General features: G+C 70.8%; 12 protein-coding genes. 6 read left to right on the plus strand and 6 right to left on the minus strand.

What is annotated here, in order from left to right; translation table 11 throughout:
- Nucleotides 1-27: 27 nt before the first annotated feature.
- The gene (manA, locus tag ABD134_RS00770) at nt 28-1,398 is read right to left on the minus strand and encodes a mannose-6-phosphate isomerase, class I (RefSeq protein ID WP_344225811.1); all 1,371 of its coding nucleotides are present in this window, start codon (nt 1,396-1,398) and stop codon (nt 28-30) included.
- Nucleotides 1,399-1,543: 145 nt separating this feature from the next.
- Entirely contained in the window at nt 1,544-2,254 is a 711-nt protein-coding gene (locus ABD134_RS00775; protein WP_344225813.1) for a GntR family transcriptional regulator, read from the minus strand.
- Nucleotides 2,255-2,357: 103 nt separating this feature from the next.
- On the opposite strand from ABD134_RS00775, the gene lhgO reads away from it, so the two are divergent.
- Together lhgO and ABD134_RS00785 are read left to right on the plus strand one after the other, a co-directional pair.
- Nucleotides 2,358-3,566: an L-2-hydroxyglutarate oxidase gene (gene lhgO, locus ABD134_RS00780; protein WP_344225815.1), complete on the plus strand. Its 1,209-nt coding sequence runs from the start codon at nt 2,358-2,360 to the stop codon at nt 3,564-3,566.
- Between the two features lie 85 nt (nt 3,567-3,651).
- A complete protein-coding gene (locus tag ABD134_RS00785; protein ID WP_344225817.1) occupies nt 3,652-3,774 on the plus strand; it encodes a hypothetical protein in 123 nt (40 codons plus the stop codon).
- A 53-nt stretch (nt 3,775-3,827) separates the two neighbouring features.
- Here the strand turns inward: ABD134_RS00785 and ABD134_RS00790 are convergent, their stop codons facing one another.
- Genes ABD134_RS00790 through ABD134_RS00800 form a run of 3 tightly spaced genes read right to left on the minus strand, consistent with a single transcriptional unit; the run spans nt 3,828 to nt 7,248 of the window.
- A complete protein-coding gene (locus ABD134_RS00790) occupies nt 3,828-5,462 on the minus strand; it encodes an LCP family protein (RefSeq protein WP_344227588.1) in 1,635 nt (544 codons plus the stop codon).
- Nucleotides 5,462-6,034 (minus strand): 5-(carboxyamino)imidazole ribonucleotide mutase, encoded by a 573-nt coding sequence (gene purE / locus ABD134_RS00795; RefSeq protein ID WP_344225819.1) that lies wholly within the window; start codon nt 6,032-6,034, stop codon nt 5,462-5,464. Before purE ends, ABD134_RS00790 begins: the two co-directional genes overlap by 1 nt.
- The gene (locus ABD134_RS00800) at nt 6,031-7,248 is read right to left on the minus strand and encodes a 5-(carboxyamino)imidazole ribonucleotide synthase (protein WP_344225820.1); all 1,218 of its coding nucleotides are present in this window, start codon (nt 7,246-7,248) and stop codon (nt 6,031-6,033) included. The genes purE and ABD134_RS00800 overlap by 4 nt, the downstream gene beginning before the upstream one ends.
- Nucleotides 7,249-7,404: 156 nt before the next feature.
- Here ABD134_RS00800 and ABD134_RS00805 point away from each other — a divergent pair, with 156 nt between their 5' ends.
- The gene (locus ABD134_RS00805; protein WP_344225822.1) at nt 7,405-8,043 is read left to right on the plus strand and encodes a GtrA family protein; all 639 of its coding nucleotides are present in this window, start codon (nt 7,405-7,407) and stop codon (nt 8,041-8,043) included.
- A 16-nt stretch (nt 8,044-8,059) separates the two neighbouring features.
- Here the strand turns inward: ABD134_RS00805 and ABD134_RS00810 are convergent, their stop codons facing one another.
- Nucleotides 8,060-8,923: a TIGR03089 family protein gene (locus tag ABD134_RS00810; protein WP_344225824.1), complete on the minus strand. Its 864-nt coding sequence runs from the start codon at nt 8,921-8,923 to the stop codon at nt 8,060-8,062.
- A gap of 340 nt (nt 8,924-9,263) precedes the next feature.
- Here ABD134_RS00810 and ABD134_RS00815 point away from each other — a divergent pair, with 340 nt between their 5' ends.
- The 3 genes from ABD134_RS00815 (at nt 9,264) to ABD134_RS00825 (ending at nt 15,270) form a co-directional block, all read left to right on the plus strand.
- Entirely contained in the window at nt 9,264-9,890 is a 627-nt protein-coding gene (locus tag ABD134_RS00815) for a WhiB family transcriptional regulator (RefSeq protein WP_344225826.1), read from the plus strand.
- 71 nt (nt 9,891-9,961) lie between these two features.
- The gene (locus ABD134_RS00820) at nt 9,962-13,471 is read left to right on the plus strand and encodes a glycosyltransferase (RefSeq protein WP_378108419.1); all 3,510 of its coding nucleotides are present in this window, start codon (nt 9,962-9,964) and stop codon (nt 13,469-13,471) included.
- Nucleotides 13,468-15,270 (plus strand): DUF5719 family protein, encoded by a 1,803-nt coding sequence (locus tag ABD134_RS00825; protein ID WP_344225828.1) that lies wholly within the window; start codon nt 13,468-13,470, stop codon nt 15,268-15,270. The genes ABD134_RS00820 and ABD134_RS00825 overlap by 4 nt, the downstream gene beginning before the upstream one ends.
- Nucleotides 15,271-15,301: the final 31 nt, after the last annotated feature.

Raw genomic sequence — 15,301 nt, forward strand, 5'->3', positions numbered from 1 at the left:
GCGAGATCGACCGCTAGTTCTCTGTGGTCAGGGGAGGGTGACGGAGAAGAGGGTGGCCGGCTCCTCGCCGGTGCCATGAACGATCGCGGCGGCATCGGCCGCCGTCAGGAACACCGACTCCCCGGGGGTCAGTACGGCCGCCTCGGTGCCGGCCTCGACCCGGACCCGTCCGGCGGTACACACGGCCAGGACCGGACCGCGGGCGGTCAGGTTGGTGCCGTCGGCGGCGGGTAGGTCCAGCCTTTCGACCTGGAACTCATCGAACGGCGGACGGAACACCAGATGGCCGTCCCCCTTCGAGAGGGGGGCGCAGTACGGCACCGGCACGGACTCGAAGGCGACGATCCGGCGCAGCTCCGGGACGTCCACGTGCTTGGGTGTCAGCCCGCCGCGCAGCACGTTGTCCGAGGCGGCCATGACCTCCACCCCCAGGCCGTGCAGGTAGGCGTGGACATTGCCGGCCGGCAGGTGGATCGCCTGGCCCGAGGCCAGGTCCACACGGTTGAGCAGGATCGAGACCAGCACACCCGGGTCCACCGGATAGTGCTCGGCGATCCCTACCGCCGTGGACAGGTTCAGATCCTCGTCCAGGGCCCGCGGAGCCTTCTTCAAGGCGGCGACGACGGCCGCCACCCAGGTGCCTGAGGACCAGTCCCCGGCGGGGTCGAGCAGGTCCGCGAAGACGCGCTCGAGCGCCGGCCCGCCGCCACCGTCCAGGCCATCACGGTCGGGTTCTCCTCCGCCGTGTAAGAGGAGGTCGGCGTAGCCGGCCACCGTCTGGGTCACCGAGACGTCGGAGGTAGACGCGGGGGACGCGCAGGCCGCGCCGGATACGCCGGGTGCGCCGGGTGCGGCGTCTGCGAGACCGACCGAGCCGGCGTCGTGGTCCTCCATGTTCTCGCCCAGCACCTGGGCCAACCGGGAGAACGAGGTGCCGGCATCCTGGGCCGAGCGGAATCCGCACAGGGCGGCGAACGGGGTCAGGGCCACGAGCATCTCGGGCTTGTGGTTGTCATCCCGGTAGTTACGGTGGGGCGCCGAGACCGGGACATCCGCCGCCTCCTCGGCGGCGAATCCGGCACGAGCCTGTTCGAGGGCCGGATGGGCCTGGATCGACAGCGGGCGCCCCGCGGCCAGCAGCTTCACGAGGAAGGGCAGGCGGCCGTAGCGCGCGGCCTCGCCCAGCAGCGTCTCTGGGTCAGAGGCCAGCAGCTCGTCGAGGGGCACCGGAGCGGACCCGGGATCGCTCGCCGGGACCGCTCCAGCGGGAGCGCCGGGGTGTGCGCCCATCCACATTTCCGCCTCCGGACGGCCGGTGGGAGTCCGGCCCTGGAGCTCGGCCAGCAGGGTGGCGGAACCCCACGCATAGTCACGGATGGCGGTGTGCAGCAGGTACATGCTCCCAGCCTATCGACCCGCCTGAGACAACCCGGCGCAACGTTCTTGCATGTTGCATGCAACTAACTATGCTGATTGTTGTCCACACCACATTCGTTGCCCTTGTCGGTCGTTCCGGCCAGTCGCATCCGGCACGAGGGAGCTGCTAGTGCACCAGCCAATCGATGGCCTCGGTGCTCCGAGCATCCGCGAACTCGGGCCGGTCTCGAGTCTCCTGGGTGATCAGCATGGTGGCCGTGTGGCTGATGTGCCGTGCCAGGGCCGAGCCCACCTCAGCATCCAGACCCTCCCGGAACGCCTCCATGATGTCCCGGTGATCCTCGAAGCACTCCTGCGCGGTGCGCGAGGTGGGCACGGTCCCCACGCCGGTCTGCAACACGAAGTCACGCTGTTCGCTGAGCAACTGGTTGGCCTTGTCGTTGCCCGCCCCCGCCAGCAGGGTGCGGTGGAAGTCCCGGTCTGCCCGGAGCACCAGTTCCGGGTCGCCGCCCTCTGCCGCGCGTCGGAAGGCCTCGTAGGACTGCTCTACGGCGGCCGCCGTGGCCGCCGTCTTCAGCTGCGTGGCGCGGCGAGCCAAGGGAGCCTCCAGCATGAGCCTGATCTGGAACACCTCGATCAGGCTCTGGAGCGAGGTGCTGAGGATGCGTACCCCGCGGTTCCGCTCGATCTGAACGAGTCCGCGGCGGGCGAGCTCCTGCAGGGCCTCTCGGATCGGGGTGCGGGAGACGTTGAGCTGGTTGCCCAGCTCGGTCGCCGTGTACAGCTCGCCTGGAACCAGATCACCGCTGATGATCGATGCCCGAATCGATTCCACGGCCTGGTCGGTCAGGCTCGCAGGCCGATGGACAGACTTCATCCCTCCAGTATGCCAACCCACAGACCCCATAGATCCCACGGGACAGTAGGGCCGCCCTGGTGCGCTGCGTCCCCACCAACCCACAGAAAGCGACGGTCCAGTCATGACCTCATTCGCCGTCATCGGTGCTGGAATCATCGGTGCCGCGATCGCCCGGGAGCTGACCCAACGGTTCCCTGACGACCACCTCACCGTGTATGACAAGGCGGACAGCGTGGCCTCCCACCAGACCGGCCACAACTCCGGAGTGGTCCACGCCGGACTCTATTATCAGCCGGGGAGTTTGAAAGCCCGGTTATGCCGCCGTGGGGTCAACCTGCTGCGGGACTTCGCCCGCGACCGCGGTGTGCCCTATGAGGAGTGCGGCAAGTTGGTCGTGGCCCTGGAGCAGGTCGAGGAGGACCGGCTGCGGACCATCCACGAGAAGGCCATCGCCAACGGCGTGCCGGGCGTCGAACTGGTCGGCCCGGAACGGATCCTCGAGATCGAGCCCAACGCTACCGGGCGCCTCGCGCTGCACTCCCTGCACACGGCGATCATCGACTACGCGGCGGTGACCCGGGCCCTGATCGACGACGTCCGGTCGGCCGGCGGGACCGTTCGCCTCGGTGCCGAGGTCACCGGAATCACCAACACCGCGGACGGATGCAGTATCAGCACCCCGGAGGGCACCGAGTCCTTCGACTTCGTCATCGCCTGCGCCGGACTCCAATCAGACCGCATCGCGCGGAAGGCCGGGGGAGATGCCTATCCGAAGATCGTGCCGTTCTTCGGTCAGTACTCGAAGCTGGCCCCGGAGCACCGCACCGTGCTCAACGGACTGGTCTACCCCGTGCCGGACCCCGCCTACCCCTTCCTCGGCGTCCACCTGACCAAGCGCGTCGACGGGGAGATGCTCGTGGGCCCCAACGCCTTCCTCTCCTTCGGCCGGGAGAACTACTCGGGGCGGCACATCGGCCTCAAGGACAGTCTAGACGTGGCGGCCAACCCGGGGTTCTGGAAGTTTGCCAGCCGGAACATGTCGGCGGCCGTCCAGGAGTTCGGTGCCGTGGTCTCCCGCCAGAAGTTCCTGGCCGGAGCCGCGCGCTACGTGCCCTCCCTGGAAGGAGCCGAATCCACGCCCATCACCCGTGGCATCCGAGCCCAGTCCATGGATGCCAATGGCGACCTCGTGGACGACTTCGTCATCGAGGACATCGGGCGCGCCACGCTCCTGCGCAACGCACCGTCCCCGGGGGCCACCTCATCCCTGGCCATTGCTGAACACATCGTCTCCGAGATGGCCGCGAAGCATCGGTTGGCTTCGGTCTAGGCGCCACTCCGCCCCCTCTGAGTCCGTCTGGAAGATCGGCACGGCCGCGGCGGGGGGTCTGGCTCCGCTGGGTGCCCTGTCCCTCGTGGTGGCCTCACCCACCAACTCGACCGTGGGAGTCAGCGTGGTCCCGGCGGCGGCCGGTCTCCTCGTGATCCTGGTGGCCGTCTTCGATCAGGCCAAGAGGCACACGTCTGACAAGAACTGAACCCGCTGACAAGACCCGAGCCGCTGCGTTCTTGGTGACAGCCCAGCGGCGGACTAGCCGGCCGCGCAGAGGTGGTTGGTGGAGGCGGCCTCCTCCAGCAGGCCGGTCTGGCCCGTGTCCTCGAGGTGCTGCAGATACTCGTGCGTGATCTCGGATCCGTCCGGCTGGGTCGGCGGTGCGGGCCAGTCGGCGGGGTCCTCACTGGTGCCGGACTCCTGGGGGGCGGAGGCCAGCAGGGAGGCGGTGGCGTTCACGAACAGCAGCGGGGCGGGGGACGTGCCAGCGGCGTTCGGGGTGCCGTCCTCGGCGAGCATGCCGTCCACCCGGGTGTGGATCTCGTCGAAGTCAGGGTAGGTGGTGAACCGGCCGCCCTCGCCCTCGAAGTCCGGCGGACCGATGGTCAGTCGCTCCAGGCCCTGCGACTGCCCCTTGGTGGCCAGGGAGACGAACGTGCCCAGCTGCTGCCCCGGCAGGTCCGTCTCGACGATCTGTTCGCCGGCGTCCAGAATGTCCTGGAACCGGGTCACCAGGGTCTGGGGATTGAACTGGTCCAGCATGGCGGACTGGATGCACTGCTGGCGGCGGATGCGGGAGTAGTCCGTGGAGAAGTGGCGGGAGCGGGCGAAGGCCAGAGCCTCCTCGCCGGTGAAGTCGTACGTTCCGGGACCCCACCAGGCGTTGCCCCATTCCCCGTCCGGCCGGGACCCACGGTAGGTCGTCCAGCCGCCGGAGGTGACCGTGACGCCGCCCATGGAGTCGATGAGCTGAGAGAACCCGCCCATGTCCACCATCGCGTAGGACTGGACGTCCAGCCCGAGGATCCCACCAGTGGCGTCCATCATGGCCTCCACCCCGGGGTCCTCGGCACCGGGATAGAGGTCCTGGTGGCTCTCCATCACGTCCGTGTAGAGGGCGTTGATGATGCAATCGTCGCCGCAGTTGAAGCCCTGCGGGTAGACGTCCCACAGGGGGGATCCTTCGGAGAAGGGGGCGTTCTGGAAGTTGCGGGGGATCGAGAACAGGATCGTGCTGCCGGTCGCGGCGTTCACGGAGGCCACATGGATGGAGTCCGGCCGCAGTCCAGTGCGGCCCTCACCGGCGTCGTTGCCGAGGAGGAGGAAGTTGTACCGTCCGGCCACCGGCTCGATGGCGGGGCCGGGCGGGAAGATCTCGTTGAGGGCATTGCGTCCGGCGTTCAGGGCGAAGGAACCGTAGCCGAGTGCGCCGGAGGTGGCCACGAGCAGCAGCACCGTGGAGAAGGCCAGCAGCGGCTTCATCCCGGGGGCCACGAGCTTGAGCCGCAGCAGCCGGAAGGTGTCGATCCAGAGCACCACCCAGCCGATGGCCAGGGCCGCCAGGACCACGATCGCGGCCAGCTGGACCCACGAGTTGGCGAACGTCTGCACCAGAAGGTCCCGATTGACCACCAGGAGCACGAGCGCGACGACGACCAGGAGCCAGACGGTCAGGGTCACCCGCAGCGCGGCGCGGCCGAGGGAGCGATTCCCGGCCACCACCTGCGCGCCGCCGGGAACGAACAGGGTGAGCAGCAGCAGGATCCAGGCCCGCTTGGTGCGTTGGGGTGCCGCGGCGCTCTGCGGGTCGCGGACCGGGTCGGGCCCTGCTGCGCCCGAGCCCTGCGGGCCGTGCAGGAGGGACAGGCCTCTCTGGGGAGCCTGGCCTGCCATCACGGGCGGTATCCGGGCCGGCCGGCCAGCGTCTCCTGCAACCGTTCACCCTTGGCGCTGGCCGTGTCCTGTAGTTCGGCAGCGAACTCCACCAGCTTCTCGCGCAGCTCCGCCGACTCCGGGCCGGTTCCCGCCGCGAGGATCCGCACCGCAAGCAGCCCGGCGTTGCGAGCGCCACCGATGGACACGGTGGCCACCGGCACGCCGGCGGGCATCTGCACGATGGACAGCAGGGAGTCCATGCCGTCGAGGGTCTTGAGGGGTACGGGCACACCGATCACCGGCAGGGGAGTGGTGGAGGCGATCATGCCCGGCAGGTGCGCGGCGCCACCGGCGCCGGCGATGATCACCCGGATCCCGCGTTCGTGCGCCTCGGTGCCGAAGGCCACCATCTCGTGCGGCATGCGGTGAGCGGACACGACGCCGGCCTCGTAGGAGATCCCGAACTCCTCCAGGGCCGTTGCCGCGGCCTCCATCACGGGCCAGTCGGAGTCGGAGCCCATGATCACCGCCACCCGGGCGGGGGCCACGCCTGCCTGGGTGGTGGTCGCGGGCGCTTCGCTGGGGGTCATGACTGCTCCTGCTGATCGGCGGCCCGCGGTCCGGCCTGGGTGCCGGCCTCTGGGCCGGCCTGCGGTCCCTCGCTGATGATCGCGGCGGCTCCCTCGGCGGCCGCGCGGGCCGAGGCCAGGTCCTCGGGGGTGGCCGCGGTGACATTGACGTGACCGATCTTGCGGCCGGGGCGCACGGACTTTCCGTAGGTGTGGATCTTGGCCACGGGGAACGTGGCCATGGCGGTGGGGAAGGCCGCGTAGAGGTCCTCGTTGGCTCCGCCGAGGTAGTTCTTCATCACGGTGTAGGCGCCGAGAGGGTCCGTGGACCCCAGAGGCAGGTCGAGCACCGCGCGGACGTGCTGTTCGAACTGGCCGGTGACAGCGCCGTCCATGGACCAGTGGCCCGAGTTATGGGGGCGCATGGCCAGTTCGTTGACCATGAATCCCGGGCCGACGCCGGGGGTCTCGAACAGTTCCACGGCGAGCATGCCGGTCACACCGAGCCCCTTGGCCAAGGCCACGGCAGCCTCCTCTGCCGCGTGGGCGGTCTGAGGGTCCAGGCCGGGTGCCGGGGCGGTGACCACGTCACACACGCCGTCTGTCTGGATCGACTCGACCACAGGGTAGGAGGCGGTCGCTCCCGAAGGGTTGCGTGCCACCTGGGCGGAGAGCTCGCGGGAGAAGTCCACCATCTCCTCGGCCAGCAACGCCTCGAAGCCCAGCTCAAACCAGTCGCCGCAGGACTCGGCGGCCTCGGCCGAGCGCAGGACCCGCACGCCCTTGCCGTCGTAGCCGCCACGCGGGGTCTTGAGGACCACGGGCCAGCCGGTCCGGTCACCGAAATCGACCAGCTCGGCCACGGAGGACACCGCGGCCCACGCCGGGTTCGGCAAGCCGAGGCGGTCACAGGCCTGGCGCATGAGCAGCTTGTCCTGGGCGTATTGCAGGGCCTCCGGCCCGGGCTGCAGATTCACGCCGGCCGCCTCCAGCGCCCGTAGATGCTCTGCGGGCACGTGCTCATGGTCGAACGTCACCACGTCCACCTCGGCCACGAAGGCCATCAGCACCTCGAGGTCACGGTAGTCGCCCACCGTGGAGGGGGCGGCCGTGGTGGCCGAGACGTCCGGGCCCTCGGCCAGGACTCTCAGCCGCACACCCAGGGCTGTTGCTGCCGGGGCCATCATGCGCGCCAACTGGCCGCCGCCCACTACTCCGATCACAGGAAAACTCACGGACCAAGGGTAACCAGCGGATCAGTCCCTGTCCGGCAGAACCGCCCGGCGGCCTCCAGTTGTCAGGAAACGGAAAGAAATCCGGTCTAGGGTATGCAAAGACATTTGCCGGTTCTCGGCCGTATTCTGCACGCAACAAGGAGTCCACCCACCCCCATGTTCAGCAACCTGTGGCAACGTTTCGTGGCCCTGGTCGCCATGCTCTGGCGCGAGGTCGCCAAGTTCGGGGCGGTCGGTGCGGCCGCCTTCGTGGTCGACTCGGCGATCTTCCTGTGGCTCATGAACGGCCCGATGGAGGGCAGCAACGTCAAGTCCAAGATCGTGGCCAGCGTGGTCGCCACGATCTTCTCCTACGTGGCCAACCGCCTCTGGACCTTCCGCCACCGCCGGCAGAACAACCTCATGCGCGAGTTCGTGTTGTTCGCGGTGATGAATGTCATCGGCATGGGCATCCAAGCTGGTTGCGTGTTCGTGGCGCAGTACGGTCTGGGCGTCACATCGACCGCCGGCATCTTCATTGCCGGTAGCGTGGTCGGGCTGGTCCTGGGCACCATCTTCCGCTTCTTCGCCTACCGGTTCTGGGTGTTCACCGAGGAACTGGACGCAGACCCCAAGTTCAAGGACGATCGCGAACGGCTCACGGGTGAGCTGCCGGTCATCCGCACTGCCGACACTCCGCGCCGGCACCGCAGGCGGGACTCCTCGCCGGCCTCCGGGCCGGTGGCGCCACCGGCCCGGACGGCGCTGCAGGGTCCGTCCGCGCCGTCGGCACGCACTCCCGCCGAACCTCGATAGCCGCTCACCGGGGAGGTCATTGGCGTGGGTTGCCCAGCCTCTCGGCCTCCACGAGCTTGGCTGAGGCCCCGCTGAGGTCCGTGTCGCTTTCTGGCACCAGCACCACCGGGAGTCCCCGGTCCCAGGTCCCGACGACGGCGCGCGCGGCCCCGTAATCCAGCCTCCCGCCTGCGGCCGCCACCACCAGCCCGCGCTCTCGGTGGGACCACCGCGACAGGCGCGCGCCGTCGTGGTCTGTGGGCTGCTCTGTGGACTGCGGGGACGGCAGGTCCTCCCATGCCTCGACGAGCGACGGCAGGCTGGTCCCCGGCAGTGGGAGGTGGCACTGGTCCGCCTGCATCTGCACCTCGGCGGCATAGTCCAGGGCGTGGGACGGCAACCCCGCCTCCGGTGACGGCAGCGGCCCCGAGGCTCCCGAGGCCTCAGAGAACTCCGACGCCCCGGACGACGTCAGGGTCCTGGGGGACACCGCCCAGAGGTCGGCGGGATGTTCCGACCAGGCCCCGGGCGTCCCGGATACCACCAGGTCCACCGATTCGGGCTTCGCCGGGGCGGACGACGAGAGGGGGGCGAACCGCACCTGCACGCCGGCGCGCGCGGCCCCCAGCAGCAGGGCCAGTGACTTCCAACCCAGGGGTAGGTCCACCAGGATCGTGGAGCCAGGGCCGTGGCCCTCGATGTCCAACAGGTTGGCGGTCTTGGCGGCCCAGTTGGCCAGGACCCGGCCGGAGAGCTCGATGCGGTCGCCGTCGGCGGCATGGTCCACCACGGCCGGACGGGGCGATGCTGCGATGGCTTCGAACCAAGTCAGGCGTCGGCCGGACGGATGAGTGCCGCCTCCGGCCGCTCCACCGGGTAGATTCGTTCCGAGGTTGACCATGGATGTCCTTTCACCGTGGGCAACACGCCCACATCCGCGCATCAGCGCGGCGGCGTGTCGGCAGGTCCGGGGCCGTTCCCCGCCTCACATTGTGCCGCCTCCGCTTGACGAACAGCGAGTTACACGGGTGTAATTCAGTCTGGAACGGTCATGGTGACCACGGCGCTTCCCACCGCCCACCACTGGTTCCCCGCTGCCGTCGGTAGAGACGGAATCGGTCCGGGCGCGCCCGGCGCCGCGGGGAACGTGGTCGGAAGGCGTGTCAGAAGCCCTGCCCGATCCGCAGACACCGGAACCTCCGGTGACGGGATGATTCAGCGTGAGAACGGGGAGGAATCACATGGAGAACGCCCAGCGCCTCGACGAGATCCACGAGACCGAAGCCAACCAGACGGGACTGTCCGGCCAGCCCTTGACCGACGGCCCCTACCCGGGCCGCAGCGTCCCTGCCGACTGGTTCATCGACCCGGCCGACCCGGACGCGGCCCGCCGTCTCGAGACCGGCACCTCCCTGGGATCCCTCGAGGACCAGGCCACCGCATTCCTGGCGGATCACGACGTGGACGAAGCCGATTCCCCGGCCGCTTCCGACACCGATGTCACCGCCACCGTCACCGCCCTGCACCCCGGCACGGTCACGCCCCTGGTGGCCCCCGGCGAGACCCCGGGCGCCGGCACCAGCAATGTTGCCCAGCCCTCCGTGTGGCTGGGACTGCCCGGACTGGCCGACCCCCTCGACGTGGACGGCGAGCTCGCCTGGCAGGTCGACGCCCTATGCGCCCAGACGGACCCAGAGGCCTTCTTCCCCGAGAAGGGCGGGTCCACCCGCGATGCCAAGAAGGTCTGCTCCGCCTGCACCGTTCGCAGTGAATGCCTCGAGTACGCCCTCGGCAACGACGAGCGCTTCGGCATCTGGGGCGGTCTGTCCGAGCGTGAGCGGCGCCGCCTGCGGAAACGGTCAGTCTGATTTCAGCTCCGGCCACCCTGCCTGCGTCTGCCGTCACCGGCGGCCCCGCGGCGCAGCACGTCACCGCCGTCGTGGTCGTCGACCGGCGGCCCGACCTGACCGCTGACGCCGTCCAGGCAGTACTCGACCAGGATCGGCACCCCGACCGCATCGTCGCCGTCTTCACCGGAGCGATCGAGAATCACACCGGCACCGAGGCCGGCGAGGACCAATCCGGTGCCGGCACGGCCGGCGAACTGCGGCAGCACCTCGCGGGCCTCGTGGACGACGCCGGCCTCCCGTTTGCCTCATTCGACTCGTTGCCCTCGTTCGACGGCGCCGCCGATTCAGACGTCACGGGCGGCATGGAGGACGCAGGCTGGCTGTGGTGGATCCACGACGATTCGCGTCCCGCCCCGGACACGCTCCAGCGGTTGATGACGGTCGTGGAGACCTCTCCCTCCGTGACCATCGCCGGCTGCAAGCAGATCGAGCTGGGCCGCCCCCGGCACCTGCTGGACGTGGGGCTGACCGTCACCGCCGCCGCCGAGCCCATCAGCCTCGTCGAGCCCGGCGAACTGGATCAGGGCCAGTACAACGCCCGCACGGACACCTTCGCGGTCTCCGCTCCAGGCCTGCTCATCCGCCAGGACGTCTGGACCGAGCTGGGCGGATTCGATCCCTTCGGGCCGCCCACGGCCGCCGTCGTGGACCTGTGCTGGCGCAACCGGCTGGCCGGGCACCGCGTGGTCGTGGTTCCCGAGGCGGTCATCGGCCACGACGGCCGCGGTGAGGGCCTGCACGCCGGTACCTCGGCGCTCCGCCAGGCCTCCCTGTGGCTGCGTCTCAAGCACGCCCGGCCGTGGGCGGTTCCCCTGCTGTGGATCTGGGGGCTGATCACGGGGCTGGGCGGATTCGCCGCCTCGCTGCTGGCCAAGGAGCCGGGCCGCGGCGCCTCCCACCTGGCCGGCACCGCGCGGGCCCTCGTGCGGATCCTGCCCCTGGCGGCCGCCCGACGCCACGCCCGCAAGACCCGGCGGGCGCCCCGGTCGATCGTGGGCCCGCTCAAGGCCTCCGGAGCCGAGGTGCGCACCTACCGGCGCAGCGTCCTGGACCTCGAGTCGCCGGAGGAGATCATCGGCGACGGCACCGGATCCACGATGATCGCCAGCGAGGCGACCGGCGGTCACGACGACTTCGCGGCCCTGGCCACGCCGGCACGCAACTGGGTGGGCACCGGCCTGGTCCTGGCCCTGCTGCTGCTCGGCGGCCTTTCCCTGGTGGGTCTGCGAGACCTGCTGGCCGCGCCGGCCCTGACCGGTGGCTCGCTGCTGCCGCTGTCTGGTTCGGCCGCCGAGCTCTGGCACCACGCCACCGGCAGTTGGGCCCCCGCCGGAGCCGGCGCCCCCGTCCAGCCCGGTCCCTTCGGGCTGGCGCTGACGGTCCTCGGCGTCACCGGCCAGGGATCCCTCGCGCTGGTGTGGCTGACCATCCTGGCCATGCCCCTCGCGGCCATCGGCGCGTGGACGGCCGCCGGTGCCGTGGCCCGCGGCCGTGGTGTGCGCCTGTTGGCGGCCCTGCTCTGGGGGCTGTCCCCGGCTCTGTTGACCGCCGCTGGCGAGGGGCGAACCGGAGCCCTTCTGGTGCACCTCGGCTTGCCATGGTTGGCCCTGGCCGTCATCCGCGCCACCGGGTCGGCCGCCTTGCGGCGGCCCGACCCCGAAGGCGTCACCGAGGACACCCTGGGCGTCCTGCAACGCCCGGGCCACCGTGGAGTGATCTCCTGGACTGCCTCGGGGTGGACCGCCCTGCTCCTCGCCGCACTGGGGACCGCCGCACCCCTGCTGCTGCCGTTCCTCGTGGTGGGCGTGCTGGGCCTCGCCGTGCTGATGGGCCAGCGCGGGCGCGCCCTGTGGTGGACGCCCCTGCCGGGCCTGGCCCTGTTCCTCCCCACCGTCCTGACGCATTGGACGGACCTGCGCGCGGTCCTCGGCGATCCCGGTGTGCCGCAGGCCTACGATCCGGCTCCGCTGTGGCAGCAGATCCTCGGCTTCCCGGAGGCCTTCGCCGCGGACTCCGGCCTGCTGGCCCTGCCGTGGCTGGACACGGCCGTGCCGGGCGGGGCCGGTTACCCCTGGGCCCTGGTCGCGGCGCTCGTCATCGGGATCCCCGTTCTGGCTGCCGCTGCCGTCGGCGCCTTCATGACCGGACGGATCGGTACGCAGGCCCGCATCGGCCTGGGTGCCTCGGTGCTGGGACTGGCCGGCGCCGCCGTCGCGCCCCTGCTCGCCACCTCGGTGGATGCCAACGGTGATCTGGTCACGGTGTTCACCGGCCCCTTCACCTCCACTGCGCTGCTGGGCGTGCTGATCGCCGCCGTCGCCGGGTTCAACGGCGTCCTGGGCCCGCGCCGGGTTCCCGGGGCGTCGCGTCTGGGACTGCGCGCCGGAATCGGCCCGGCGCGGCGGACCGCCGTGGTGGTGCTGGCGGTCCTGGCGAGCAGTTCTGTGGTCTTGACCGCGACCCTCTGGGTGGTGCCTCGCACCGTCCCGGGTTCGACCCTGGACCCCGCTGCCGGCGAGGCCCTGGCCTCCCGAACCGCGGACGGTGAGACTGACGCCTTGCTGTCCACGCTGGGTACCGGCAGCGTCATCGAGTCCAGTCCCGTCCGGCTGCTCCCGGCCACCGCAGCCGACCAGGGTGCCAGCGCGCTGGCGACCCGGACCGTGGTCCTGGAACGCCGTGCCGACGAACTGCAGGTCAGCCTCGCCAGCGGTGCCGGCCCCGCCCTGGACCGGCTCAGCGCGGGGTGGACCGCCCGCTCCCTGACCGGCCCCTTGTCCAGCCCGGCGGCGGCCGCCCCGGACCGTGCCGATGAACAGTTGCGCAGTTTGGGCGCCCAGCTGATCTCCGGGGCCAACGCGGACCCGCGGCCGGCCCTCGAGGACTTCGGAGCCGCCTTCGTGGTGCTGCGGGACCGGGACGGGGGAGAACTCGGCACCGCTGCCTCCATCGACGCCGTCCCGGGCCTGGCACCGGTCGGTCTCACCGATTCGGGTTGGCTGTGGCGCGTGCTGCCCGAGGAGGCCGGCGGCATCCCCGTGGCCGGAACCCATGATCTCGAGGACCGGATGGGCTTCTCGACGGCCCGCGCCCGGATCCTCGACGGTGCCGGTGAGACCACCCACCTGGTGTCCCGGCCTGGCACCACGGTGGACACCCCCATTCCGGCCGCCGAAGACGCGGCGGAGGAGGGTGAGCGCCAGCTAGTCCTGGCCGAACGGGCCGACGCCGGATGGCACGCCACCCTCGATGGTGAGCCGCTCGACGCTCACACCGATGAGGGCACCGGTTGGGCCCAAGCCTTTGCCTTGCCCGCCGATGGTGGTCAGCTCCGGGTCTGGCACTCCTCCGCGGCTGCGGCCTGGGCCTGGTGGGTCCCCGGACTCCTGCTCGTGCTCGCCGCGCTGCTGGCCATCCCCTCGCCCACCCGGCGCACGGACGGCCGGCCGCGGGCCGGCGATGCCGGCCTCGCTGACGGAGTCGACGTGGGCACCAGCGGAGACCCCGTTGACGACCACAGGCGGACGGAGCAACGATGAGCGGCCAGGAACACGATCAGCAGCCGGACGACTCCAGCACCCCGGACGCGTCCGGGACCCCGAGCCAGGACTCGCTGCAGGACCCGCCCGTCTCGCGGGGGCAGCTCAAGGGCCAACGGGCCGCCAAGGCGCGTGACCTCAAGCGTCAAGCCGCCCTTGAGGCGCACCAACGGGGCGTCGTCCGCAGGGCGCCAATGACCGCGGGACTGGCCGGGACCGGCGTCGTGGTCCTGGTGGCGGCCGCGGTCACGGCCGGGACGCTCGTCCCGCCCGCCACGCCGGCGGTGAACGGGAGCGCCGCGCCCGCCGCGCTGAATGCCGTACCGGTCCGGTCGGTCTGCGCCGGACCGCCGCGACTGCCTGCCGGCGCCCAGGAGGGGACGGACACGCAGTTCAGTCCCGTCTCCACCTCCGCCGTCTCCCGGGTCACCTCGGTGCTGCTCTCCGATCTGGCGGGTCGGTTCCCCGGCAGCTCCATCAGCACCCTGGAATCGGCCGAGAACGGCGACTCCGGCGGAGGGGACGAACCGGTGGACCTGACCGAGTCCCAGCCTGAAGAGGTCCAACAGGGAGACCCGGCCACCGCCGGAGCGGATGGCGTACCGGTCCGCGAGTCCGGCGTGGACCACCTGCAGTCCCCGGGAGGCGAAGCGGGCGAGGCGACGGCCGTCACGGTCGAGCCGATCGGCGGGCAGGCGATGCCCTCAGACGCCGTGTCCCTGTATTCCGCAACGGACGGAGACCTCGCCGGCACTGACGCCGGCTCCTGCCTCGCCCCGGCCCACGAACACTGGCTCACCGGCATGACCACCACGGTGGGTTCGACCTCGATCCTGGTGCTCTCGAACCCCTCGGCGTCAGCCAGCACCGTGGACCTGACCCTCTACGGGGCCGACGGGCCGGTCGAGGCACCGGGCACCGCCGGAATCGTCCTGGCGCCCGGACAGACCCGGTCGATCGTGCTGGGCGGCATGGCCCCGGACGAGGAGCATCTGGCCGTCCAGGTCCGTGCCCAGGGTGGCGCGGTCGGTGCCACGGCCCAGCAGCACCGGCTCTTCGGCATCACGCCGGGCGGCGTGGAGATCATTCAACCGACCTCGACCCCGTCCCAAGGGGCGGTCATGCCCGGACTCGTGGTGCCGAACAGGGCGGTCACCGAGGAGATCGTCGGCCAGGACGGATACGAACAGGCCGGCCCCTCTCTCTCGCTCGCGGCGCCGACCAGCGCGGCCACCGCCGAGGTCACCGTGAGCGGCCCGGACGGCACCGTGGATCTGCCGGGGGGTGGCCTGGTGGAGATCGGTGCCGGTTCCACCGTGCGCTTCCCCCTCGACGGGCTGGACCACGGCGTCTACACCGTCACCGTGAGCGCCGACGCTCCCGTCGCGGCCAGCGCCCGGGGCCTCTCTGGGCAGGCCGGCGAACCGGTCGACTTCTCCAGCGTGACCGCCGTGGACCCGTTGGGGCTGGAACGGTTGGTGGCTCGGCCCGAGAACACCACCGCGAACCTGGTGCTGTATTCGACGGAGGGCGGGGCTGTGGAGATCACGCCCGTCTCGGAGGACGGCAGCCTGGGGGAGTCCAGGGTGCAGGAACTGGGCCCGAAATCCACCAGGGCCCTCTCCTTCGCGGACCTCGCAGGCGGCGAAGGTGCCGTTCCTGCGGGGGCGTTGCTGGAGACCGTGGAGGGGCAGGTGCACGCCGCCGTGGACGTGCGCGGCGAGCGGGGGATCTCCGCCTACTCGATTGCGCCGCTACAGCAACAGGTCTCCGGTGTACCCGTGCGCGTAGGGTATTGACCCAGTACTGAGCCGACCACCGGACAGGCCG

It is taken from the genome of Citricoccus alkalitolerans, assembly GCF_039528175.1.
Lineage (GTDB): Bacteria > Actinomycetota > Actinomycetes > Actinomycetales > Micrococcaceae > Citricoccus > Citricoccus alkalitolerans.

Excerpts from the sequence above, each read along its gene's own strand:
- manA (WP_344225811.1), bottom strand. The coding sequence starts at position 1,398 with ATGTACCTGCTGCACACCGCCATCCGTGACTATGCGTGGGGTTCCGCC.
- ABD134_RS00775 (WP_344225813.1), bottom strand. The coding sequence starts at position 2,254 with ATGAAGTCTGTCCATCGGCCTGCGAGCCTGACCGACCAGGCCGTGGAA.
- lhgO (WP_344225815.1), top strand. The coding sequence starts at position 2,358 with ATGACCTCATTCGCCGTCATCGGTGCTGGAATCATCGGTGCCGCGATC.
- ABD134_RS00790 (WP_344227588.1), bottom strand. The coding sequence starts at position 5,462 with ATGGCAGGCCAGGCTCCCCAGAGAGGCCTGTCCCTCCTGCACGGCCCG.
- purE (WP_344225819.1), bottom strand. The coding sequence starts at position 6,034 with ATGACCCCCAGCGAAGCGCCCGCGACCACCACCCAGGCAGGCGTGGCC.
- ABD134_RS00805 (WP_344225822.1), top strand. The coding sequence starts at position 7,405 with ATGTTCAGCAACCTGTGGCAACGTTTCGTGGCCCTGGTCGCCATGCTC.
- ABD134_RS00810 (WP_344225824.1), bottom strand. The coding sequence starts at position 8,923 with ATGGTCAACCTCGGAACGAATCTACCCGGTGGAGCGGCCGGAGGCGGC.
- ABD134_RS00815 (WP_344225826.1), top strand. The coding sequence starts at position 9,264 with ATGGAGAACGCCCAGCGCCTCGACGAGATCCACGAGACCGAAGCCAAC.
- ABD134_RS00825 (WP_344225828.1), top strand. The coding sequence starts at position 13,468 with ATGAGCGGCCAGGAACACGATCAGCAGCCGGACGACTCCAGCACCCCG.